The sequence below is a fragment of the Pseudomonas sp. St290 genome (assembly GCF_018325805.1).
Lineage (GTDB): Bacteria > Pseudomonadota > Gammaproteobacteria > Pseudomonadales > Pseudomonadaceae > Aquipseudomonas > Aquipseudomonas bijieensis.
Genome location: NZ_AP014703.1, coordinates 2,222,209 through 2,243,271 on the forward strand (window position 1 = coordinate 2,222,209; position 21,063 = coordinate 2,243,271).

At 59.2% G+C, this 21,063-nt stretch carries 20 protein-coding genes and 3 tRNA genes; 16 read left to right on the top strand and 7 right to left on the bottom strand.

The features are described from left to right. Nucleotides 1-53: 53 nt before the first annotated feature. Both PBDP_RS09755 and PBDP_RS09760 read left to right on the top strand, forming a co-directional pair. Nucleotides 54-878 (top strand): arylamine N-acetyltransferase family protein, encoded by an 825-nt coding sequence (locus PBDP_RS09755; RefSeq protein WP_109751624.1) that lies wholly within the window; start codon nt 54-56, stop codon nt 876-878. A gap of 123 nt (nt 879-1,001) precedes the next feature. After that, the gene (locus tag PBDP_RS09760) at nt 1,002-2,522 is read left to right on the top strand and encodes a nucleobase:cation symporter-2 family protein (RefSeq protein WP_109751625.1); all 1,521 of its coding nucleotides are present in this window, start codon (nt 1,002-1,004) and stop codon (nt 2,520-2,522) included. A 213-nt stretch (nt 2,523-2,735) separates the two neighbouring features. Here PBDP_RS09760 and PBDP_RS09765 read toward each other — a convergent pair whose 3' ends face one another. Next, the gene (locus PBDP_RS09765; protein ID WP_109751626.1) at nt 2,736-3,086 is read right to left on the bottom strand and encodes a hypothetical protein; all 351 of its coding nucleotides are present in this window, start codon (nt 3,084-3,086) and stop codon (nt 2,736-2,738) included. 260 nt (nt 3,087-3,346) lie between these two features. Here PBDP_RS09765 and PBDP_RS09770 point away from each other — a divergent pair, with 260 nt between their 5' ends. Further along, a complete protein-coding gene (locus tag PBDP_RS09770) occupies nt 3,347-4,168 on the top strand; it encodes a shikimate 5-dehydrogenase (protein WP_116831893.1) in 822 nt (273 codons plus the stop codon). 6 nt (nt 4,169-4,174) lie between these two features. Here PBDP_RS09770 and PBDP_RS09775 read toward each other — a convergent pair whose 3' ends face one another. Beyond that, nucleotides 4,175-4,822: a YceH family protein gene (locus PBDP_RS09775; RefSeq protein WP_212802159.1), complete on the bottom strand. Its 648-nt coding sequence runs from the start codon at nt 4,820-4,822 to the stop codon at nt 4,175-4,177. 130 nt (nt 4,823-4,952) lie between these two features. Between PBDP_RS09775 and PBDP_RS09780 the strand changes: the two genes are divergently transcribed. Then, a complete protein-coding gene (locus PBDP_RS09780) occupies nt 4,953-5,462 on the top strand; it encodes a DUF1993 domain-containing protein (RefSeq protein WP_109751629.1) in 510 nt (169 codons plus the stop codon). A gap of 225 nt (nt 5,463-5,687) precedes the next feature. Here the strand turns inward: PBDP_RS09780 and sstT are convergent, their stop codons facing one another. Continuing rightward, a complete protein-coding gene (gene sstT, locus PBDP_RS09785) occupies nt 5,688-6,920 on the bottom strand; it encodes a serine/threonine transporter SstT (protein ID WP_212802160.1) in 1,233 nt (410 codons plus the stop codon). Nucleotides 6,921-7,202: 282 nt separating this feature from the next. Between sstT and PBDP_RS09790 the strand changes: the two genes are divergently transcribed. Continuing rightward, entirely contained in the window at nt 7,203-8,354 is a 1,152-nt protein-coding gene (locus PBDP_RS09790) for an MFS transporter (protein WP_109751631.1), read from the top strand. Here PBDP_RS09790 and nhaR read toward each other — a convergent pair. Continuing rightward, complete coding sequence (gene nhaR / locus PBDP_RS09795) at nt 8,351-9,247, bottom strand: transcriptional activator NhaR (protein WP_063322135.1); 897 nt, start codon at nt 9,245-9,247, stop codon at nt 8,351-8,353. The genes PBDP_RS09790 and nhaR overlap by 4 nt on opposite strands. A gap of 139 nt (nt 9,248-9,386) precedes the next feature. Between nhaR and PBDP_RS09800 the strand changes: the two genes are divergently transcribed. Both PBDP_RS09800 and PBDP_RS09805 read left to right on the top strand, forming a co-directional pair. Further along, complete coding sequence (locus PBDP_RS09800; RefSeq protein WP_109751632.1) at nt 9,387-9,638, top strand: hypothetical protein; 252 nt, start codon at nt 9,387-9,389, stop codon at nt 9,636-9,638. A gap of 26 nt (nt 9,639-9,664) precedes the next feature. Continuing rightward, a complete protein-coding gene (locus tag PBDP_RS09805) occupies nt 9,665-10,414 on the top strand; it encodes a TerC family protein (RefSeq protein WP_109751633.1) in 750 nt (249 codons plus the stop codon). Nucleotides 10,415-10,480: 66 nt separating this feature from the next. On the opposite strand, the gene PBDP_RS09810 is transcribed toward PBDP_RS09805, so the two are convergent. Then, a complete protein-coding gene (locus PBDP_RS09810; protein WP_176688252.1) occupies nt 10,481-10,645 on the bottom strand; it encodes a hypothetical protein in 165 nt (54 codons plus the stop codon). Nucleotides 10,646-10,868: 223 nt separating this feature from the next. On the opposite strand from PBDP_RS09810, the gene PBDP_RS09815 reads away from it, so the two are divergent. Together PBDP_RS09815 and PBDP_RS09820 are read left to right on the top strand one after the other, a co-directional pair. After that, a complete protein-coding gene (locus PBDP_RS09815; RefSeq protein WP_109751634.1) occupies nt 10,869-11,546 on the top strand; it encodes a hypothetical protein in 678 nt (225 codons plus the stop codon). Nucleotides 11,547-11,647: 101 nt separating this feature from the next. Further along, entirely contained in the window at nt 11,648-11,848 is a 201-nt protein-coding gene (locus PBDP_RS09820) for a DUF6021 family protein (protein WP_212802161.1), read from the top strand. Between the two features lie 43 nt (nt 11,849-11,891). On the opposite strand, the gene pbpG is transcribed toward PBDP_RS09820, so the two are convergent. Both pbpG and folD read right to left on the bottom strand, forming a co-directional pair. After that, nucleotides 11,892-12,830, bottom strand: a complete 939-nt coding sequence (pbpG, locus tag PBDP_RS09825; RefSeq protein ID WP_109751636.1) for a D-alanyl-D-alanine endopeptidase — start codon at nt 12,828-12,830, stop codon at nt 11,892-11,894. 342 nt (nt 12,831-13,172) lie between these two features. Next, entirely contained in the window at nt 13,173-14,027 is an 855-nt protein-coding gene (gene folD, locus PBDP_RS09830) for a bifunctional methylenetetrahydrofolate dehydrogenase/methenyltetrahydrofolate cyclohydrolase FolD (protein ID WP_109751637.1), read from the bottom strand. 281 nt (nt 14,028-14,308) lie between these two features. On the opposite strand from folD, the gene PBDP_RS09835 reads away from it, so the two are divergent. The 7 genes from PBDP_RS09835 to lon all read left to right on the top strand — a co-directional run bounded on the left by PBDP_RS09835 (nt 14,309) and on the right by lon (nt 21,062). Further along, nucleotides 14,309-14,385: transfer RNA gene (locus tag PBDP_RS09835), tRNA-Arg, on the top strand. A 41-nt stretch (nt 14,386-14,426) separates the two neighbouring features. Beyond that, a tRNA-His gene (locus tag PBDP_RS09840) sits at nt 14,427-14,502 on the top strand. Between the two features lie 58 nt (nt 14,503-14,560). Further along, a tRNA-Leu gene (locus tag PBDP_RS09845) sits at nt 14,561-14,645 on the top strand. 423 nt (nt 14,646-15,068) lie between these two features. Beyond that, on the top strand, nt 15,069-16,379 hold the full coding sequence (gene tig, locus PBDP_RS09850) for a trigger factor (protein ID WP_109751639.1): 1,311 nt from the start codon (nt 15,069-15,071) through the stop codon (nt 16,377-16,379). Between the two features lie 93 nt (nt 16,380-16,472). Beyond that, nucleotides 16,473-17,114 carry an ATP-dependent Clp endopeptidase proteolytic subunit ClpP gene (gene clpP, locus PBDP_RS09855; RefSeq protein WP_003183177.1) on the top strand — a complete coding sequence of 214 codons (642 nt, stop codon included), beginning with the start codon at nt 16,473-16,475 and terminating at the stop codon, nt 17,112-17,114. A gap of 107 nt (nt 17,115-17,221) precedes the next feature. Continuing rightward, the gene (gene clpX, locus PBDP_RS09860) at nt 17,222-18,505 is read left to right on the top strand and encodes an ATP-dependent Clp protease ATP-binding subunit ClpX (protein WP_109751640.1); all 1,284 of its coding nucleotides are present in this window, start codon (nt 17,222-17,224) and stop codon (nt 18,503-18,505) included. A gap of 160 nt (nt 18,506-18,665) precedes the next feature. Continuing rightward, the gene (gene lon, locus PBDP_RS09865) at nt 18,666-21,062 is read left to right on the top strand and encodes an endopeptidase La (RefSeq protein ID WP_109751641.1); all 2,397 of its coding nucleotides are present in this window, start codon (nt 18,666-18,668) and stop codon (nt 21,060-21,062) included. Nucleotide 21,063 lies beyond the last annotated feature (1 nt).

Genomic DNA, 21,063 nt, shown 5'->3' on the forward strand with positions numbered 1-21,063 from the left:
ATAGCAGTGCGTATGTCGTGAGCGCTGCGCCGCCCCCGGAAAAGGACACCCTCATGAGTCATTCCCAACTGAGCGACACGGCCCGCTATCTGCGGCGCCTGGGCTTCGATGCGCCCCCCGCGCCGACCCTCGACACGTTACGTCAACTGCAATGGCGCCATACCGCCGAATTCCCCTTTGAAACCCTCTCGACATTGCTGCGCCAACCCGTGCCCATCGACCTTGAGTCGGTCGAGCGAAAAGTGTTCGAGCAAGGACGCGGCGGTTATTGCTATGAACTCAACCAATTGTTCCTGGCGTTGTTGCAGACGTTGGGTTTCGAGGCCCGGGGCATCACCGGACGCGTGGTGATGAACGCGCCTGAGGGCACTTGGACTGCCCGGACCCACCGGCTGAGCCTGGTGACGTTCGAGGGTGTGCGCTACATCACCGACGTCGGCTTCGGTGGCATGGTGCCAACAGCGCCGCTGCTGCTGGACAGCCGTGAGGCACAAGTCACGCCCCATGAACCGTACCGCATCGAGACCCATGCGGACGGTTACCTGTTGCGTGCCAACGTGGCCGACGAATGGCGGCCGATGTACCTGTTCGATCTGCAACGCCAGGAAGACATCGACTACACCCTCGGCAATTGGTACGTCTGCAGCCACCCTGAGTCGCCGTTCATGGGCCGGTTGATGGTCGCCCGCACCGGTGATGGGTTGCGCAAGACCCTGAACGGCAACAGCTATGCCGTGCACCGGATAGGGCAGGAGAGTGAACGACGATCGCTCACCGATGCCGACGAGTTGATCGACGTGCTGGAACAGGAATTCGACCTGCGTGTACCGCCTCGCGAGCTGTTGCGGCCAGCAGTCGTGGGCTTGCTCCAGCCATAAAAAGGCTGTTGGGCGGGAATCCTGTGCCTGGGTAGGGTAACAAGTTGTATACAACTCTATGGACATTTGTCCTGAGTTTTGAATACAGTGTGCCCATAACAAAAAACAGGGAATTCCCGAACCATGAAAACGCCCCATGTTTCACTCCCACGGCCTGAGGACGAAAACCTTGGCGTCGGCGCGAATATGGCTTACGGCCTGCAACATGTGTTGACCATGTACGGCGGCATCGTCGCCGTGCCGTTGATCATCGGCCAGGCAGCCGGGCTTTCGCCGGCTGATATCGGTCTGTTGATTGCCGCGTCATTGTTCGCAGGGGGCTTGGCGACGTTGCTGCAAACCCTTGGCTTGCCGTTTTTCGGCTGCCAGTTGCCCTTGGTGCAAGGTGTATCGTTCTCGGGCGTCGCGACCATGGTGGCGATTGTCGGCAGCGGCGGGGAAGGCGGCTTTCAAGCCATCCTCGGTGCGGTGATCGCAGCGTCGCTGATCGGTTTGCTGATTACCCCGGTGTTTTCGCGCATCACCCGGTTCTTTCCGCCCTTGGTCACAGGCATCGTGATCACCACCATCGGCCTGACCCTGATGCCGGTGGCGGCGCGTTGGGCGATGGGTGGCAACAGTCACGCCGCAGATTTCGGCAGCATGGCCAACATCGGCCTGGCTGCGGTGACCTTGGTACTGGTGTTGTTGCTGAGCAAAATGGGCAGCGCCACCATCTCCCGGTTATCGATTCTGTTGGCGATGGTCATTGGCACTGTCATCGCTGTGTTCCTCGGCATGGCGGACTTTTCATCGGTCAGCCAAGGCCCGATGTTCGGCTTCCCGACCCCGTTCCATTTCGGCATGCCGACCTTCCACATCGCCGCGATCCTGTCGATGTGCATTGTGATCATGGTGACCCTGGTGGAAACTTCCGCCGACATCCTGGCCGTGGGTGAGATCATCGACACCAAAGTCGACTCGAGGCGCCTGGGCAACGGCTTGCGGGCCGATATGCTGTCGAGCATGATCGCGCCGATCTTCGGTTCCTTCACCCAGAGTGCCTTTGCCCAGAACGTCGGGCTGGTGGCGGTGACCGGGATCAAGAGCCGTTTCGTAGTGGCGACCGGCGGGGTGTTTCTGGTGGTGCTCGGCCTGCTGCCGTTCATGGGGCGGGTGATCGCGGCGGTGCCGACCTCGGTGCTGGGCGGTGCCGGTATCGTGCTGTTCGGCACCGTGGCTGCCAGTGGCATCCGCACGCTGTCGAAAGTCGATTACCGCAACAACGTCAACCTGATCATCGTCGCCACCTCCATCGGCTTTGGCATGATTCCTATTGCCGCACCGAATTTCTATGACCATTTCCCGAGCTGGTTCGCAACCATCTTTCATTCGGGCATCAGTTCTTCGGCAATCATGGCGATCGTGCTGAACCTGGCGTTCAACCACCTCACTGCGGGTAACTCCGACCAACAGTCGGTTTTCGCTGCCGGCACCGAGCGGGTGTTGCGTTACCAGGACCTGGCGGCGTTGCGCGAAGGCGATTACTTCAGCGACGGCAAGCTGCATGATTGCGATGGTAACGAGATTCCCGTGGTGGCGGAGTCTGTTCACGAGCCGGCAGGGCATGCGCCGATCCGACTGAAAAGCAGCGAGCACGTCTGACCATTACACTGTGGCGAGGGGATTTATCCCCGCTGGGCTGCGCAGCAGCCCCTAAGCAGTCAACTTAACCTGCCTGACACACTGGGTTGTCGGCATTTAGGGCCGCTTCGCGCCCCAGCGGGGATAAATCCCCTCGCCACAGGTTATCCAGCGGACATGAAAAAGCCTGTGATCAAGGATCACAGGCTTTTTTGTGCTGCTCGAAAGAGCTGATTACCAGCGGCCGTAATGGCCCCGGGGTGGGCCGTAGTAGTAGCCCCGTGGTGGCCCGTAATACACCGGTGCCGGGCGATAGTAGATCGGTTGCTCTACATACACCGGCTGTGGCTGGTAATAGACCGGTGGTGGCGGCTGGTAGTAGACCGGCTGCGGCTGGACGTAGACCGGTTGCTGCACATACACCGGCCGATCACGGTTGATGATGGCCGAGCCGACGATGGCCGAACCGACGATTGCGCCAAACACTGCGGGCCCCTCCCAACCACCACGACCGTGGGCGGATGCCTGGCCGGTGACCGCGAGTGCCCCCATGAGCAGGGCGATGATGGGAAGTTTACGATTCATGGCTGTTCCTCGTTTCGGCCCCGGCGCCTGTGGTCTGCAACAGACCCGATGAGGGTCGCGGGGTTACTTGCTATGACAGCGATTTTCTCAAGATTTGCGACGCCGTTGGGTAAATATTGTGTAAGGTCTGTAGCGCTTTTCTTTACCGCGCCGCGTCATCCAGGGGCCTGAGATCGGGCCGGGCCGGGCGGTATCATCATCGAATAAACCTTTCGCGACGGTATTTCCGTCTGTCCGAAAGTGAACGCAAGGAGACACGCATGCAGATCAATCCCAACAAAGACACCCAACTGTGCATGTCGCTCTCGGGGCGTCCCGGAAACTTCGGCCTGCGCTTTCATAATCATTTGTATGAACAATTGGGTCTTAACTTCTATTACAAGGCATTCAGCAGCCAGGACCTGCCTGGAGCGGTAGGCGGTATCCGCGCCCTGGGCATTCGCGGCTGCGGCGTGTCGATGCCGTTCAAGGAAGCCTGCATCGCCCTGGTGGACGAGCTGGATCCTTCCGCCGCCGCGATCCAATCCATCAACACCATCGTCAATACCAACGGCCATCTGAAGGCCTACAACACGGATTACATCGCCATCGCCCAGTTGCTGCAAAGCCACGCCGTGCCCAAGGACTCGACCTTTGCCCTGCGCGGCAGCGGCGGCATGGCCAAGGCTGTGGCCAGTGCCTTGCGTGATGGGGGTTACAAGAACGGGCTGATCGTTGCCCGCAATGAAACCGCCGGGCGAGCCCTGGCCGAGTCCCTGGGGTATGAATGGCAAGCTGAACTGGGGAGCCGACAGCCGCAGATGCTGATCAACGTCACGCCGATCGGCATGACCGGCGGCCCGGAGGCCGACCAATTGGCGTTCGAACCCGGGACCATCGCCGCGGCCGAGACCGTGTTCGATGTCGTGGCGATCCCGTCGGAAACGCCACTGATCGTGCGCGCCCGGGCCGAAGGCAAACGGGTCATCACCGGGCTGGAAGTCATTGCGATCCAGGCCCTGGAGCAGTTCGTGCTGTACACCGGCGTGCGACCCAACCTGGAGCAATTCGAAAAAGCTGTTGCCTTCGCCCGCTCGGCGTAGACGCCGCTATTCCAGCCGCGCCAGGCGTTCTTCCAGTGCCGCGATCCGCGCTTCGAGTTCTTCGATGCGTTCCAGCGAGACACCGCCGCCGGCGCCGCGCTCCACCGGGTGCTGGCGAGCGGCGAGAATCGCTTCGATGTCCGCCGGGTCGCCCATGGCATGCACATAGCGGTCCTCGCGCTGGCCGGCCTGGCGTGGCACCAGCAGCGCCAACCCACGGGCGATCAGGCGTTCAAGCTGATGCAGCACTTGTTCGACATCTTCGAAGTCGTGCATCCGTGCGCTGCGGGTCAGTAGCTCATTGATCGTTTGCGGGCCACGCAGGAACAGCAACCCCATCAGGACCACCTGGGCCGGCACCAGCTCCAGGGCTTTGTCGACCCGATGTTCCCAACGGTCGGCGCGGCTGCCCATCACCAGTTTGGTAAAGCCGCGACCTTCCAGCGCCCGCAGGCTCTGGCCAACCTGGCCCGGGTTGAGGTTCATCACCGGTTCGCGGCTGGTTTTCTGGTTGCAGGCCAGTACCAGGGCGTTGAGGGTCAGCGGGTAGGTCTCGGGGTTGGTGGCCTGCTTCTCGACCAGTGCGCCGAGGATGCGGATTTCCGTGCTATTGAGCCGTGGTTCTTCAGCCTGCTGTTGTTCTTCGATGCTCATCGCGCGTTCCCTATGCTGTGGAAGCCGCCTAGCCTAATCCTTGCGCAATAAAAGACAAGCCGTGCAACAAGCCGTGGCTATAATCGCAGCCGTTTGATTCATTCTTTCCTGCCACCTGCATGAGATTGCCATGACTATTTCCCTGTACGCCGCTTCCGTCCCGGTTTTCAAGCAGATGCTCAACGCGTTGAGCGACGTTCTGAACAAGGCCGAAGCCCACGCCACCGCGAAGAACATCGACCCGAACGCCTTCCTGCAAGCCCGCCTGTACCCGGACATGTTCCCGCTGGTGCGCCAGGTGCAGATCGCGGTGGACTTCGCCAAAGGTGTGTCTGCACGCCTGGCTGAGGTCGAAGTGCCGAAGTATGACGACAGCGAGACCACCTTCGCCGAGCTGCAAGCCCTGATCACCAAGGTATTGGCCTTTATCGAGGGCATCCGCCCTGAGCAGATCGATGGCAAGGAAGGTATCGAAATCGTTACCCGTCCGGGCACGCCGAAGGAAAAGCGCTTCAGCGGCCAGAGCTACTTGCTGACCTACGGCCTGCCGCAGTTCTTCTTCCACGTCACCACCACCTACGCATTGCTGCGCCACAATGGTGTGGAAGTGGGCAAGCGCGACTACATGGGCGCGTTCTAACCCCGCAGGCATGAAAAAGCCCGGGACGGTGTGGGCCGTTCCCGGGCTTTTTTGTGGCTGTCTGTTACATCCTCGGCGGATGTACCACCGCTATCGCGAGCAGGCTCGCTCCCACAGGGGGCAACGGTGCTCGCACAATAGACGCTACACAACAAATCTCCTGTGGGAGCGAGCCTGCTCGCGATGACGGCGTCACAGACCTCACAAGAGGCAGGTCGATCCTGATTACGCCGTACGCGCGAGCTTCTCTTCCTCACCCAGGCAAGCCGCCGCCGTGAACAGCACGTCCGTCGACGAGTTCAGCGCCGTCTCCGCCGAGTCCTGCAGGACACCAATGATGAAGCCCACCGCGACCACTTGCATGGCGATTTCGCTGGGAATACCGAACAGGCTGCACGCCAGGGGAATCAGCAACAGCGAACCGCCAGCCACCCCGGATGCACCGCACGCGCAAATGGCCGCGACAACGCTCAGCAGCACGGCCGTTGGCACATCCACTGCGATACCCAGGGTATGCACGGCCGCCAGGGTCAGTACGGTGATGGTAATGGCAGCGCCCGCCATGTTGATGGTCGCGCCCAGTGGGATCGATACCGAATAGGTGTCTTCGTGCAGGCCCAGGCGTTTGCTCAGTTCCAGGTTCACCGGAATATTCGCCGCCGAGCTGCGGGTGAAAAACGCCGTGATGCCACTCTCGCGCAGGCAGGTGAATACCAGCGGGTAGGGGTTGCGACGCAGTTTCCAGAACACGATGAGTGGGTTGACCACCAACGCCACGAACAGCATGCAGCCGATCAACACGGTGAGCAGGTGCAGGTAGCCGAGCAGGGCGCCGAAGCCGGAAGTGGCCAGCGTCGAGGCCACCAGGCCGAAGATCCCCAGCGGGGCGAAGCTGATCACCAGGCGCACGATCACGGTCACGCCGTTGGACAGGTCGTCGAGCACAGTGCGTGTGGTTTCGCCGGCATGACGAATGGCGATACCCATGCCGATGGCCCAGGCCAGGATGCCGATGAAGTTACCGTCCATCAGCGCCCGGACCGGGTTGTCCACCACGCTGAGCAGCAGGCTTTGCAGCACCTCGCTGATGCCGCCGGGCGCCGTGACCGCGACGTCTTGGGTCGACAGCACGAGACTGGAGGGAAACAGCGTACTGGCCACCACCGCGACCACCGCAGCGGCGAAAGTGCCCAGCAGGTAGAGGAACAGGATCGGTCGGATATGGGTTTCCTGGCCATGCTTGTGGTTGGCGATCGAGGCCATGACCAGCACGAATACCAGGATCGGCGCCACGGCCTTGAGCGCGGAAACGAAGACCTTGCCGGTGAATGCGGTGGCCTTCGCCAGGTCGGGCGCCAGCCATGCCAGGACAATACCGGCGATCAGGCCGATGATGATTTGCGTCACCAGGCTGGTGCGTTTAAGGCGTTGCAATGGGGTAACGGACGAAGCTGTCATAGCGGCATCTCTGATTTTATTGTGTGCGACGGTCGACGAATCAGGGCAACAAGCGGGCAGGCCACATGAGCGGACCGAGAGAAAGTACGGCGTTTGCAGGCCGCGGACTTTATCACAGCCGGTAAAAAATCTGACGGACCTGTGACAGTCCGTCACCCTTATCCGGACCATGGCCTGCGTTTGTAAGACGCGCGCATTCTGTTAGGCTTTGCCGTTCTCACCTTCTTACCGCCAGCGGGCCCTTGGGCTAACGCTGGTGTCGTCGTTTCGCTGGAGTTCTGCATGTTGTTACCCATTTTCCTGTTGTCAGCCGCCGGTTTTACCGTGCTGACCACGGAATTCGTCATCGTTGGCCTGTTGCCCTCTATCGCCCGTGACCTGCATGTCACTATTCCCCAGGCCGGGTTGCTGGTGACGTTGTTCGCGTTTACGGTGGCCGCGTTCGGGCCATTCCTGACCGCCTGGTTCGCCCGCTTCGAGCGGCGCAAGTTGTTTATCAGCGTGCTGGTCATGTTCGGTCTGGCCAACATGCTTGCCGCGTTCGCCCCCAACATCTGGGTGATGGCCATTGCCCGGTTGATTCCGGCCCTGGGCCTGCCGGTGTTCTGGGCGCTGGCCAGTGAAACGGCGGTGGACATTGTCGGACCCCAGCTAGCCGGGCGGGCCATCGCCCGGATCGGCTTCGGTATCGTCTGTGCCACGGTGTTTGGCATTCCCGTGGGTACGTTGATTTCCGATGCGTTTGGCTGGCGCAGCGCGTTCGCGATCCTGGCTGTCATTGCCTTCGCCAAGGCCTTGCTGCTGTTTATCTACTTGCCGAAAACCAACCTGCACCAACATCAGGTGAGTTTCCGTTCGCAATTCAAGATCCTGCGCAGCCCGTTGATGCAAGGGCATGTGCTGTTGTCGATCCTGGTGTTCAGCGGCATGTTCACCGCCTACACCTATCTGGCGGATATCCTTGAGCGCCTGGCCGGATTCGACGGCACTCTGGTGGGCTGGTGCCTGATGGGCTTCGGCGCCGTCGGGCTGCTGGGCAATTCCCTGGGCGGCCGTGCGGTGGACCGGCATCCGTTGATCGCATCGATGGTCTTCTGCCTGTTCCTGATCGGCGGCATGGTGGCGTTGGTGCCGAGCATTCATTCGCCTCTCGCGCTGGCGGCGGCGATGGGCATCTGGGGCGTGACCCAGGCGGCTTTGTTCCTGGTCAGCCACGTGCGACTGATGAAGGCGGCCCCACAGGCTCCGGCGTTCGCCGCATCGTTGAACATTGCCGGGGCGAACCTGGGGATTGGCCTGGGGGCGATGGTCGGTGGCCGGGTCATCGATACCCTGGGCCTGGGCAGTGTCGGGTTTGCGGCAGCCGGGTTCATCTTTGTATCGATCCTGCTGGCGTTGCTCCTGATGACCTTCAAGCCCCGGGTTACCTGCTAGGCGCTGAACAACTCGCGTCGGGCGCCTTCGGCAATCGCGACGATGCCGGGGTGGCTGACCTTGCGTTCCACGGAAATGGCGTAGAAGGATTCGCTCACCGCATCGGTCTGGCCGATCACTTCTACGCCGTACTGGCGCTTCACCTCTTCGGCGATCACGCTTGGACCGATGAAAATCCCGCTGCCGGATTGACCGAAGGCCTGCATCAATGCGCTGTCGTCGAACTCGCCGACGATGCGCGGCTGGATCTGCTGTTCGGCGAACCAGCGTTGCAAGCGGCTGCGCACCACGGTTTCCGGCCCGGGAATCAGCAGCGGAGCGTCATGCAGGCCATGGGGGAAATCCTGCCCGTAGCGTTCGGCCAGCGCGGCGGTGGCGAAAAAGCTGATCCCGCATTCCCCCAGCTTCTGGCTGTAGCCCTTGATGTCCAGGTGGGTCGGCATCGGGCTGTCGGAAATCACCAGGTCCAGACGCTGGATCGCCAGGTCCGCCAGCAACCGTTCGAGTTTGTCCTCGCGACAGGTGATGCGTAGCGGCTCGCTCAACTCCATGGTCGGTGCCAACAATCGATAGACGATGGATTTGGGCACCACATCCGCCACCCCGACCCGAAACAGGGTTTGCTGTTCGTTGGGCTGGGCCCGCAGCATCAGCTCCAATTCGCCGCCCAACTGGAACATGTGTTCGGCGTAGGGCAATGTCTGGCGGCCGGCCTCGGTCAGTTCCAACTGCCGCCCGACCCGACGAAACAGCTTGATGTTATAGGTCTGCTCGAACAGGGAAATCTGCCCGCTGATGGTCTGTGGGGTCAGGTTCAACTGCTCGCACGCTCGCACGATGCTGCCGGTTTTCGCCACCACCCAGAAGTAATGCAATTGTCGGTAATTGAGCATGGGTTCACGTTAGTTCGTAAAAAACGAAGTATAACCGCTGAAAATACGAATTTTCCTGAAGTATTCGCGTCTCTAGAATGCCTGGCCATTGGTGGGCCACTTCGTGCTCCTTCTATATCTTTCAAGAGGCGTTCATTCCATGACATACAAATCCGTGGGGCTTGCAGCCTTGTTGGCGATGTCCGCAATGACACTGGCGGGCTGTGAACAGGCTGAAAAAAGTGCCCAGCAACTGATGGGGCAAGCTGCGCAAACCGCCAAGCAGGCCATCGACGATACCCACAAGGCCGCCGAACAGGCGATCAGCGAAGCCACCGGCGGGTTGATCAGCCCCAAGAAACAGCCGGCTGAAGACGCTGAAAAATCAGAATCCTCTACCGAAACCATCTAACCCGTCACATCAGTCAGGACTGACCCATGGATTATCTTTTACAGCTCGCCGCCAGCCCCACCGCGTGGATCGCCCTGGCAACTCTGGTGGTCATGGAAATCGTGCTTGGCATCGATAACCTGATCTTCATTTCGATTCTGACCAACAAATTGCCGGCTCAGCATCGGGCCAAGGCGCGGCGGATCGGTATCGGCATGGCGCTGATCCTGCGCCTGGGCTTGTTGAGCACCATTGCTTTCATCGTGCAGTTGACCGAGCCGGTCATCGAAATCCTGGGCCAGGCGTTTTCCTGGAAAGACATGATCCTGATTGCCGGCGGCCTGTTCCTGCTGTGGAAAGCCACCACCGAAATCCACCACAGCATGGACCCGGCGCCGGATGATCCCAAGACAGCCACGTCCGGTGTGACCCTGGGCTTTGCCGCGGCAATCGGTCAGATCCTGATGTTGGACCTGGTGTTCTCCATCGACAGCATCATCACCGCCGTGGGCATGACCGAGCATCTGCCGATCATGATCATTGCAGTCGTTGTGTCGGTGCTGGTGATGCTGCTGGCGGCCGAACCGCTCGCCAAGTTCATCAACGACAACCCGACCGTGGTCATGCTGGCCCTGGGCTTCCTGATCATGATCGGCATGACGCTGATCGCCGAAGGCTTCGGTGCCCATGTGCCCAAGGGCTATATCTACGCGGCCATGGCGTTCTCGGCGGCGATCGAGGTGTTGAACATGTTGTCCCGACGGGCCAAGGAAAGGGCGTTGGCCAACAACGCCTGATGCCAGGCAGACAGAAGCCACCCGGGTCCAGGCCCGGGTGGCTTTTTTGTTTTGAATGGCGAGTGGTCAGTGTGCGGTGGCGTGGCGCCGGGCGGCTTTTGTGGTTTTTTCCGATTGCGCAGCTGGCGCGTGGTGATGGCGCCGGGTGATCCGAAGCACGCCCCACAGCATGGCCGTGGCTACGCTCAGCCAGCCGAATATCAGCATCAGAATTGTCGTTGTCAGGCTCATCTGTGCCTCCTTTTATCCCGGTCCGGGATAACCCACTCAGTACAGTGGACAGTCTAGTCGCTCAAGTGTTGCAGGTAGTCGATCCGTGGCGGTTGGGCACGGATCGGTTCGTTCTATCGCGCTCGTAAAACTGTTGTTATGGCTATACCCAGGGCTGTGCGCGCCTTATGATCGTCGACCCAAGCCTGGCCCGGATGCCGGGTGCCTGAACAAGAGAGTCATCATGTCGCCGGTCATTTCATCTTTTCGATCACTGGTACTGACAGTGTCCTGTCTCGTCGCCCTGGCGGGCTGTGCGGGCAGTGTGTCGCCGCAGATCCAGCGCCTGCCCGAGCGGGTGGAACTCAACAGTGTGCCGTTCTATCGTGGCGAAATGCACCAGGGCGCCCCGCAGTCCCTGGCCGCTCTGTTGACGCTGCAAGGCACGGTAATTACCCCGGGGTTGCTGGAGAAACCATTGCACCTGCCGGGTGGCGAAACCGGTTTGCAGCAGAATATGCAAACCCTGGCGCGCGAATACGGGTTGCTGGTGTATCCCCTCGACGCCAAGCTGCCCGCGCTGTTGGAACAGGTCGCGGCAGGTTATCCGGTGCTGGTGCGCTACATAGACGGTTCGGCGTTCTGGGCCGAGCCTCGGTATGGGATTCTCGCCGGCTACAACCGTCAGAAGCAGACGGTATTGCTGCGATCAGGCATGAACCGGCGGCAATTGATCAGCTTCAGTGCCTTCGAATCGGCCTTCAAGAGCGCGGGTGGCTGGGCGGTGCTGCTCCAGCGTCCCACGCAGCTTCCGGCCAATGTCGATTCACAGCGTTGGCTGAAAGCGGCGGATGAATTGGCTGGGGCAGGGCAGGAGCAAGCAGCCGCACGAGCCACCAAGACCTTGGGTGCGGCACACTGATCGTTCACCCCGTTCGTCACTTGCCGGGCACAACCCGGCAGGCCTGAGGCTCTTATCTTCAGGGTCGGGCATTTTCCGACCGCGATTGGAGGAAGGCACGCATGGCACAATCGAAAACACCTACGGGGCCACATTCGTCAGAGCATTCCAGCGGCGACGACCTGGGTTTCGATCCGGACTCGCCGGATCTCGATGATCCCCAGGTCGATCCGATAGGGCCGGCCAAGGCGCCGCTGGACAAGAAGGATGAGCGCAAGCCCAAGCCCAAGCCCTATGATCCGCTGGGTGACCTGAAGCCATAAACAAGAAAGCCCCGACGAGTCGGGGCTTTTTTATGTCGCGCAATTATTTGGAGGCTTCCACCACGCCAGTCTGACGGCTCTTGAGATTCTTGGCGGCCTTGTATTGCAGGGCCACCGCCGGCACGTCGGCGCTTTTCCCGGTCTCGACCCAACTACGTATCCGGCTGGCATCGGCGAAGTGCGTGTACTTGCCGAACGCGTCGAGGATCACCAGCGCCATTGGGCGATTGCTCATCTTCGTCACCAGTACCAGGCAGTGGCCGGCCTCGTTGGTGAAACCGGTCTTGGTCAACTGGATATCCCAATTGGCCTTATGGACCAAGTGATCAGTGTTGCGAAAGCCCAGGCTATACACCGGTTTGCGGAAGGTAACGGTCTTTTCCTTGGTAGTGCTCAGTTCGCTCAGCAGAGGATACTTGCGTGCGGCGATCAGCAGCTTGGTCAGGTCCCTGGCGGTCGAGACGTTGTGGGTCGACAGGCCCGTCGGTTCGACGTAGTGAGTGCTGGTCATGCCCAACGCCTTTGCCTTGGCGTTCATGGCGGCAATGAACGCCGCGTAGCCGCCCGGATAGTGGTGGGCGAGGCTGGCGGCGGCGCGGTTTTCCGAAGACATCAGGGCGATCAGCAGCACGTCCCGGCGCGACAGTTCGCTGTTGAGCTTGACCCGGGAAAACACCCCCTTCATCTCTGGGGTGTTGGCGATGGTGATGGAAATGTACTCGTCCAGGTTTTGCTTGGCATCCAGCACGATCAGACCGGTCATCAGCTTGGTCACCGACGCGATGGGCACCACCACGTCCGGGTTGCTTGAATAAACGACCTTGTCCGTCTGGAGATCCAACAGGATCGCGCTGCCTGAAGCGACTTGCAGCTTTGACGTATCCCGTGGGGCCGCGATGGTTTCCTGCGCGTAGACATCCTGTGTGGTGAAGGTGCCTGTGAAAACGAAGAACAGGCTGAGGATCGAAAGACGGATTTTCACGCGAGTGGACTCGATAGAGTTGAAGGTGCCGTTGAGCAACGACTTTTAAAAAAACGTCGCATTTTAGGAGTATGGGCGACAGCAGCGCTATATGCCTGTATCGCCAAGGCTTGTGAATAAATAAAGTTTAATGAAGGGCGATTTTGGCGAATCGAATCTGAAAAATTCGTAATTTGCGCGATCCAAAGACGCGGTCGAGGCCTGGCGGCTCAAATCCGACTGCCAAAAACACCTGTGGGAGCGAGTTTGCTCGCGATGGCGGCGTGTCAGTCAACTTGGAGGTTGGCCGGTCCACCGCTATCGCGAGCAAGCTCGCTCCCACAGGGTTTTGATTGGCGCGTATCAGCTGTGCAGCGTTTCGGCCGCGTACAACGTGTTCTCCAGCAGGCAGGCGCGGGTCATCGGGCCTACGCCGCCGGGTACCGGCGTGATCCAGCCGGCGCGGGGCAGGGCGGTCTCGTAGACCACGTCGCCCACCAGCTTGCCGTCTTCCTGGCGATTGATGCCCACGTCGATGACGATGGCGCCTTCCTTGATCCACTCGCCCCTGACCAGGCCGGGTTTGCCGGCGGCTACCACCACCAGGTCAGCGCGGCCGACATGGCCGGCCAGGTCCTTGGTGAATCGATGGGTCACGGTCACGGTGCAGCCGGCCAGCAGCAGCTCCATGGCCATCGGACGGCCAACGATGTTGGATGCACCCACCACCACCGCATCAAGGCCATACAGGTCCACGCCAGTGCTTTCCAGCAATGTCATGATGCCTTTGGGGGTGCAGGGACGAAGCAGTGGGATACGCTGGGCCAGGCGCCCGACGTTATAAGGATGGAAGCCGTCGACATCCTTGTCCGGGCGGATACGCTCCAGCAGCTTGGAGGCGTCGAGGTGTTCAGGCAGTGGCAGTTGGAGCAGAACGCCGTCGATGTTAGGGTCGTCGTTCAGGCGATCGATCAGATCGGCCAACGCTTGCTGGGTGGTTTCGGAAGGCAGGTCGTAGGCCTGGGAAAGGAAGCCGACCTCTTCACAGTCTTTACGCTTGTGCGAGACATAAACCTGAGAGGCAGGATCGCTGCCGACCAGGATCACCGCAAGGCCGGGCGTACGCAGGCCTTGCTGGCGGCGCTCGGTGACTCGTTGGGAGATCTGCTGGCGCAGGCTGGCGGCGATCGATTTGCCGTCGATAAGTTGTGCAGTCATTGCGCGTGGTTAACCATCGAGAGGGGAAAAAAAGAGAACGCATTCTCGCATGCCGGGGCGCGAGGGCAAAGGCGCTTGGTCTGCAAATTCCCCTAACCCCTTTAATTAAATGAATTTTTTTTAAAAAAGAGTTGACGACCTATCAGGCCGTCTATAACATTCGTCGCACTTGTCGGGCACAGCCTAGCACTGGTTAAGAAGGTTGAGCGGAGTTGGTTGTTTCAACTCGGTAAAACTGAAAGCACTTAGTTTGTAATCGTCCAAGAATACAGATTAAAAAGGCGCCCGTAGCTCAGCTGGATAGAGCATCCGCCTTCTAAGCGGATGGTCGCAGGTTCGAGTCCTGCCGGGTGCGCCAATTAGGCAGCTTTGGCACAAGTAAGGCAACAAGGCAATATGGTGGGCGTAGCTCAGTTGGTAGAGCACGGGATTGTGACTCCCGTTGTCGTGGGTTCGATCCCCATCGTCCACCCCATATTCTAGAAAGGCGCCAGATTTAACGGTCTGGCGCCTTTGCTTTAAAAGCTTGATACGCGGATGTGGTGGAATTGGTAGACACACTGGATTTAGGTTCCAGCGCCGCAAGGTGTGAGAGTTCGAGTCTCTCCGTCCGCACCATACAAGTCGCTATTTAAATAGCAGAAAACGGCGCAGTACCTGAAAAGGGCTGCGCCGTTTTTGTTTTCGGTGGTTCTGTGTTTGGCGTCGTTACGGTTTCTTGGGGTTGTGCGCAGCGGCCGATTCGTCGCGAATATGTTTCGTGATGATGCGCGGTATGTCCGTCGGTCTCCTTGTGAGGCCGGGAGCTGCACCATCGGGCAAGCTGCTTCTATATATAGAAGCATTGGCGCAGAGCCCTGGGCTGAATCGACTGTATTTGCAATCCGGGTGGGGCATGAGCGATTGCCTCGTCCTAAATCCGGCGCCTGTTTCCAGCGTGTTTTCAGTAGGGTGACTTCTTGAGTTTGACCTACTAGAATGCATGCCCTTGATTCTGGGGTCGGAAACGCCCGGCCAACGTCTGTGCAACGAGGAATATCCATGCAAGTTTCTGTTGAAAATACTTCTGCTCTTGAGCGCCGCATGAGCATCACCGTGCCGGCTGAGCGCATCGAGACTCAGGTCAACAAGCGTCTGCAGCAGACTGCCCAAAAGGCCAAAATCCCAGGTTTCCGCCCAGGCAAAGTGCCAATGAGCGTGATCCGTCAGCGTTACGAAGCTGATGCGCGTCAGGAAGCCGTGGGTGATGTGATCCAGTCTTCGTTCTACGAAGCGGTCGTCGAGCAGAAGCTGAACCCGGCCGGTGCTCCGTCCGTCGAGCCGAAAGTGCTGGAAAAAGGCAAGGACCTGGAGTTCGTCGCCACGTTCGAAGTGTTTCCTGAGTTCACGGTTGCCGGTTTCGAATCCATCGCTGTCGAGCGTCTGAGCGCTGACGTGTCGGATGCCGACCTGGACAAGATGCTGGACATCCTGCGCAAGCAGAACACTCGTTTCGAAGTGACTGAGCGTGCTGCCCAGAACGAAGACCAGTTGAACATCGATTTCGTCGGCAAGGTCGACGGTGAAGTGTTCGCTGGCGGTTCCGCCAAGGCTACCCAGCTGGTGCTGGGCTCCGGTCGCATGATCCCGGGCTTCGAAGACGGCCTGGTTGGCGCCAAGGCCGGCGAAGAGCGCGTTCTGAACGTGACCTTCCCTGAGGATTACCAGAACCTGGACCTGGCAGGCAAAGCCGCCGAGTTCACCGTGACCGTCAACAGCGTTTCCGAGCCGAAACTGCCTGAGCTGAACGAAGAGTTCTTCGCCCAGTTCGGCATCAAGGAAGCTGGTCTGGAAGGTTTCCGCACCGAAGTTCGCAAGAATATGGAGCGTGAGCTGCGCCAGGCCATCAAGTCCAAGGTCAAGAACCAGGTCATGGACGGTCTGCTGGCTTCCAACCCGATCGAAGTGCCAAAGGCCCTGCTGGACAACGAAGTGAATCGTCTGCGCGTCCAGGCTGTTCAGCAGTTCGGCGGCAACATCAAGCCGGATCAACTGCCTGCCGAGCTGTTCGAAGAGCAAGCCAAGCGCCGCGTCGTGCTGGGCCTGATCGTCGCCGAAGTGGTCAAGCAGTTCGAACTCAAGCCTGACGAAGCCCGTGTTCGCGAGTTGATCCAGGAAATGGCTTCGGCCTACCAAGAGCCTGAGCAAGTCGTGTCCTGGTACTACAAGAACGACCAGCAACTGAACGAAGTCCGTTCGGTTGTGCTGGAAGAACAAGTTGTGGATACTGTTCTGCAGAAAGCTAGCGTGACCGATAAAGCGGTCTCTTACGAAGAAGCGGTCAAGCCGGTGGAAGCTCCACAAGCCGATTGATGGTTCTGCGGTAAGAAATAAACACCCATAAGCCAGCCTTCGTGCTGGCTTATGCGTATTCAAGACATAACTATTTGGGAGTGACTGCGAGACATGTCCCGCAATTCTTTTTATCAGCAGAGCTCTGACATCCAGGCCGCAGGCGGCCTGGTCCCGATGGTTATCGAGCAGTCCGCCCGTGGCGAACGTGCCTATGACATCTACTCGCGTCTGCTCAAGGAACGCGTCATCTTCCTGATCGGCCCCGTTGAAGACTACATGGCCAACCTGGTCGCGGCGCAGCTGTTGTTCCTTGAAGCGGAAAACCCGGACAAGGATATCCATCTGTACATCAACTCACCTGGCGGTTCGGTGACTGCGGGCATGTCGATCTACGACACCATGCAGTTCATCAAGCCTGACGTTTCCACCATCTGCATCGGCCAGGCCTGCAGCATGGGCGCCTTCCTGCTCGCCGGCGGCGCAGCGGGCAAGCGTCACTGCCTGCCTAACTCGCGGATGATGATTCACCAGCCATTGGGCGGCTTCCAGGGCCAGGCGTCGGATATCGACATCCATGCCAAGGAAATCCTCCACATTCGTTCGCGTCTTAATTCATTGCTGGCCCATCATACGGGCCAAAGCCTCGAAACCATTGAGCGCGACACCGAGCGTGACAACTTCATGAGCGCCGAGCGTGCAGCCGAATACGGCCTGATCGACTCCGTGATCAACAAGCGTCAAATGCCTGCCTAAGCCGCTCAAAATGCAGGTGGTTGGGATGACCGGCCGCCTGCGGGCTTGAAAAAGCCCGCAATTGCCTTCATCTTGTGTTGCAAGCCTATCGGATTTGGATCGATCGAATGACTGACACCCGCAACGGCGAGGACAACGGCAAACTGCTTTATTGCTCCTTCTGTGGCAAAAGCCAGCATGAAGTACGCAAATTGATTGCCGGCCCCTCGGTCTTCATTTGCGACGAGTGCGTCGACCTGTGCAATGACATCATCCGCGAGGAGGTGCAGGAAGCCCAGGCCGAGAGCAGCGCGCATAAATTGCCTTCGCCTAAAGAAATCAGCGGCATCCTTGATCAGTATGTGATTGGTCAGGAACGTGCGAAAAAGGTACTGGCCGTAGCGGTGTACAACCACTACAAGCGCCTGAACCAGCGTGACAAGAAAAATGATGAGGTCGAACTCGGCAAGAGCAACATCCTGCTGATCGGCCCGACAGGCTCGGGTAAGACCCTGCTTGCCGAAACCCTGGCTCGCTTGCTGAACGTTCCGTTCACCATCGCCGACGCAACCACCCTCACCGAGGCTGGTTATGTAGGTGAAGACGTCGAGAACATCATTCAGAAGTTGTTGCAGAAGTGCGACTACGATGTGGAAAAAGCCCAGATGGGCATTGTCTACATTGACGAAATCGACAAGATTTCCCGCAAGTCCGACAACCCGTCCATCACCCGGGATGTTTCCGGTGAGGGCGTGCAGCAGGCCTTGCTCAAGTTGATCGAAGGTACGGTCGCTTCCGTTCCGCCCCAAGGTGGTCGCAAGCATCCGCAGCAGGAATTCCTGCAAGTCGACACCCGTAACATCCTGTTCATCTGCGGTGGTGCGTTCTCCGGCCTGGAAAAGGTTATTCAAAACCGTTCCACCCGTGGTGGCATCGGTTTCAACGCCGAAGTGCGCAGCAAGGAAGAAGGCAAGAAAGTCGGTGAGTCCCTGCGTGAAGTCGAGCCTGACGATTTGGTCAAGTTCGGTCTGATCCCGGAATTCGTCGGTCGTCTGCCGGTCCTGGCAACGCTGGACGAGTTGGATGAAGCCGCGTTGATGCAGATCCTGACCGAGCCGAAAAACGCCCTGACCAAGCAGTATGCCAAGCTGTTCGAAATGGAAGGTGTAGACCTGGAGTTCCGTTCCGACGCGCTGAAATCGGTCGCCAAACGTGCCCTGGAACGCAAGACCGGTGCCCGTGGGTTGCGCTCGATTCTCGAAGGTGTATTGCTCGACACGATGTATGAGATCCCCTCGCAGTCCGAGGTGAGTAAAGTCGTGATCGATGAAAGCGTTATAGAAGGCAAGTCCAAGCCACTGTATATCTACGAAAACAGTGAGCCGACTGCCAAGGCCGCGCCGGACGCTTGAGCGTCCCGCTGCCGGAACAAAGAAGGGGCCTTCGGGCCCCTTTGCTTTTAGCGCGTTTTAGACGTGTCTAGTGCTTGTTTTTTTTCAAGGCTGCCCCCATCTTGGTTTCAAGCTTACTTCCATCTGTTTCCGGCCTTAGGGCCGCCGTAGAGGCGAAATCATGAAGACAACCATCGAATTGCCTCTCCTGCCATTGCGCGATGTAGTGGTGTATCCGCACATGGTTATCCCGCTGTTCGTGGGGCGCGAGAAGTCCATCGAAGCCCTCGAGGCTGCGATGACGGGTGACAAGCAGATTCTCTTGCTGGCTCAGAGGAACCCTGCTGACGATGATCCTGGCGAGGACGCACTTTATCGCGTAGGTACGATTGCAACGGTTCTGCAACTGCTCAAGCTGCCTGACGGCACCGTCAAGGTCCTGGTTGAAGGCGAGCAGCGCGGTGCTGTGGAGCGTTTCAGCGAAGTGGACGGCCATTGCCGGGCCGAAGTGTCGCTGATCGAAGAAGTCGATGCGCCCGAGCGCGAATCAGAGGTGTTTGTCCGCAGCCTGCTGTCTCAGTTCGAACAATACGTGCAACTGGGCAAGAAGGTGCCTGCAGAGGTCCTGTCGTCGCTTAACAGCATCGATGAGCCGGGCCGGCTGGTCGATACGATGGCGGCCCACATGGCCCTCAAGATCGAGCAGAAACAGGAAATCCTCGAAATCATCGATTTGTCCGCCCGTGTCGAGCACGTGCTGGCATTGCTCGACGGCGAAATCGATCTGCTGCAGGTCGAGAAACGCATTCGCGGCCGCGTCAAGAAACAGATGGAGCGCAGTCAGCGCGAGTACTACCTGAATGAGCAGATGAAGGCCATTCAGAAGGAACTCGGCGACGGCGACGAAGGCCACAACGAAATCGAAGAGCTGAAAAAGCGCATCGATGCCGCTGGTTTGCCCAAGGATGCACTGGCCAAGGCCCAGGCCGAGCTGAACAAGCTCAAGCAAATGTCGCCGATGTCGGCCGAGGCCACCGTGGTGCGCTCCTACATCGACTGGCTGGTCCAGGTGCCGTGGAAAGCCCAGAGCAAGGTACGCCTGGACCTGGCGCGAGCCGAAGACATCCTCGACGCCGACCATTACGGCCTGGAAGAGGTCAAGGAGCGCATCCTTGAATACCTCGCCGTGCAGAAACGCGTGAAAAAGATTCGTGGCCCTGTCCTGTGCCTGGTCGGTCCTCCCGGGGTCGGTAAAACCTCCCTGGCGGAGTCGATTGCCCACGCCACAAACCGAAAATTCGTACGCATGGCCCTTGGCGGCGTGCGCGACGAGGCGGAGATTCGTGGTCATCGCCGTACCTACATCGGTTCGATGCCAGGAAGATTGATTCAAAAGATGACAAAGGTTGGCGTGCGCAACCCGCTGTTCCTTTTGGATGAAATCGACAAGATGGGTAGCGACATGCGCGGCGATCCTGCCTCTGCATTGCTCGAAGTCCTCGATCCCGAGCAGAACCACAATTTCAACGATCACTACCTGGAGGTCGACTACGACCTGTCGGACGTGATGTTCCTCTGCACCTCCAACTCCATGAACATTCCGCCAGCATTGCTGGACCGGATGGAGGTGATTCGTCTGCCGGGCTACACCGAGGACGAGAAGATCAACATTGCCGTGAAATACCTTTCGCCCAAGCAGATCCAGGCCAACGGCCTGAAAAAAGGCGAGCTGGAATTCGACGAGGAAGCGATTCGCGACATCATCCGTTACTACACCCGCGAAGCCGGTGTGCGTGGCCTGGAACGGCAGATTGCCAAGGTTTGCCGCAAGGCGGTCAAGGAGCACGCGCTGGAAAAACGCTTCGCGGTCAAGGTCACTTCGGACCTGCTGGAGCACTTCCTGGGTGTACGCAAGTTCCGCTATGGCCTCGCCGAGCAGCAGGACCAGATCGGCCAGGTGACTGGCCTGGCGTGGACACAGGTCGGTGGTGAGTTGCTGACCATCGAAGCGGCCGTGGTGCCGGGCAAGGGGCAGTTGATCAAGACCGGTTCCCTGGGCGACGTGATGGTCGAGTCGATCACCGCTGCGCTGACCGTGGTTCGCAGCCGCGCCCGGAGCCTGGGCATCCCCCTGGACTTCCATGAGAAGCGTGACACGCATATCCACATGCCTGAAGGGGCTACGCCCAAGGACGGCCCTAGCGCCGGTGTAGGCATGTGCACGGCCCTCGTCTCGGCGTTGACCGGTATTCCGGTGCGCGCCGATGTCGCGATGACAGGTGAAATCACGTTGCGCGGCCAAGTCCTGGCGATCGGCGGTCTGAAGGAAAAACTGCTGGCGGCACACCGTGGCGGGATCAAGATCGTGATCATTCCTGAAGAGAATGTCCGCGACCTGAAGGAAATTCCTGACAACATCAAGCAAGATCTTCAGATCAAACCAGTTAAATGGATTGACGAGGTCCTGCAAATTGCGCTGCAATACGCGCCGGAGCCCTTGCCGGATGTGGCTCCGGAGATTGTCGCGAAGGAAGAAAAGCGAGAGTCTGACTCTAAGGAAAGAATTAGCACGCATTAGT

Bases quoted from the DNA above. Each gene is read 5' to 3' on its own strand.
- PBDP_RS09760 (WP_109751625.1), top strand. From the start codon at position 1,002: ATGAAAACGCCCCATGTTTCACTCCCACGGCCTGAGGACGAAAACCTT.
- PBDP_RS09765 (WP_109751626.1), bottom strand. From the start codon at position 3,086: ATGAATCGTAAACTTCCCATCATCGCCCTGCTCATGGGGGCACTCGCG.
- PBDP_RS09805 (WP_109751633.1), top strand. From the start codon at position 9,665: ATGGATTATCTTTTACAGCTCGCCGCCAGCCCCACCGCGTGGATCGCC.
- clpP (WP_003183177.1), top strand. From the start codon at position 16,473: ATGTCCCGCAATTCTTTTTATCAGCAGAGCTCTGACATCCAGGCCGCA.
- PBDP_RS09815 (WP_109751634.1), top strand. From the start codon at position 10,869: ATGTCGCCGGTCATTTCATCTTTTCGATCACTGGTACTGACAGTGTCC.
- PBDP_RS09790 (WP_109751631.1), top strand. From the start codon at position 7,203: ATGTTGTTACCCATTTTCCTGTTGTCAGCCGCCGGTTTTACCGTGCTG.
- PBDP_RS09755 (WP_109751624.1), top strand. From the start codon at position 54: ATGAGTCATTCCCAACTGAGCGACACGGCCCGCTATCTGCGGCGCCTG.
- clpX (WP_109751640.1), top strand. From the start codon at position 17,222: ATGACTGACACCCGCAACGGCGAGGACAACGGCAAACTGCTTTATTGC.
- PBDP_RS09800 (WP_109751632.1), top strand. From the start codon at position 9,387: ATGACATACAAATCCGTGGGGCTTGCAGCCTTGTTGGCGATGTCCGCA.
- tig (WP_109751639.1), top strand. From the start codon at position 15,069: ATGCAAGTTTCTGTTGAAAATACTTCTGCTCTTGAGCGCCGCATGAGC.
- PBDP_RS09780 (WP_109751629.1), top strand. From the start codon at position 4,953: ATGACTATTTCCCTGTACGCCGCTTCCGTCCCGGTTTTCAAGCAGATG.
- PBDP_RS09810 (WP_176688252.1), bottom strand. From the start codon at position 10,645: ATGAGCCTGACAACGACAATTCTGATGCTGATATTCGGCTGGCTGAGC.
- PBDP_RS09770 (WP_116831893.1), top strand. From the start codon at position 3,347: ATGCAGATCAATCCCAACAAAGACACCCAACTGTGCATGTCGCTCTCG.
- nhaR (WP_063322135.1), bottom strand. From the start codon at position 9,247: ATGCTCAATTACCGACAATTGCATTACTTCTGGGTGGTGGCGAAAACC.
- sstT (WP_212802160.1), bottom strand. From the start codon at position 6,920: ATGACAGCTTCGTCCGTTACCCCATTGCAACGCCTTAAACGCACCAGC.
- folD (WP_109751637.1), bottom strand. From the start codon at position 14,027: ATGACTGCACAACTTATCGACGGCAAATCGATCGCCGCCAGCCTGCGC.
- lon (WP_109751641.1), top strand. From the start codon at position 18,666: ATGAAGACAACCATCGAATTGCCTCTCCTGCCATTGCGCGATGTAGTG.
- PBDP_RS09820 (WP_212802161.1), top strand. From the start codon at position 11,648: ATGGCACAATCGAAAACACCTACGGGGCCACATTCGTCAGAGCATTCC.
- PBDP_RS09775 (WP_212802159.1), bottom strand. From the start codon at position 4,822: ATGAGCATCGAAGAACAACAGCAGGCTGAAGAACCACGGCTCAATAGC.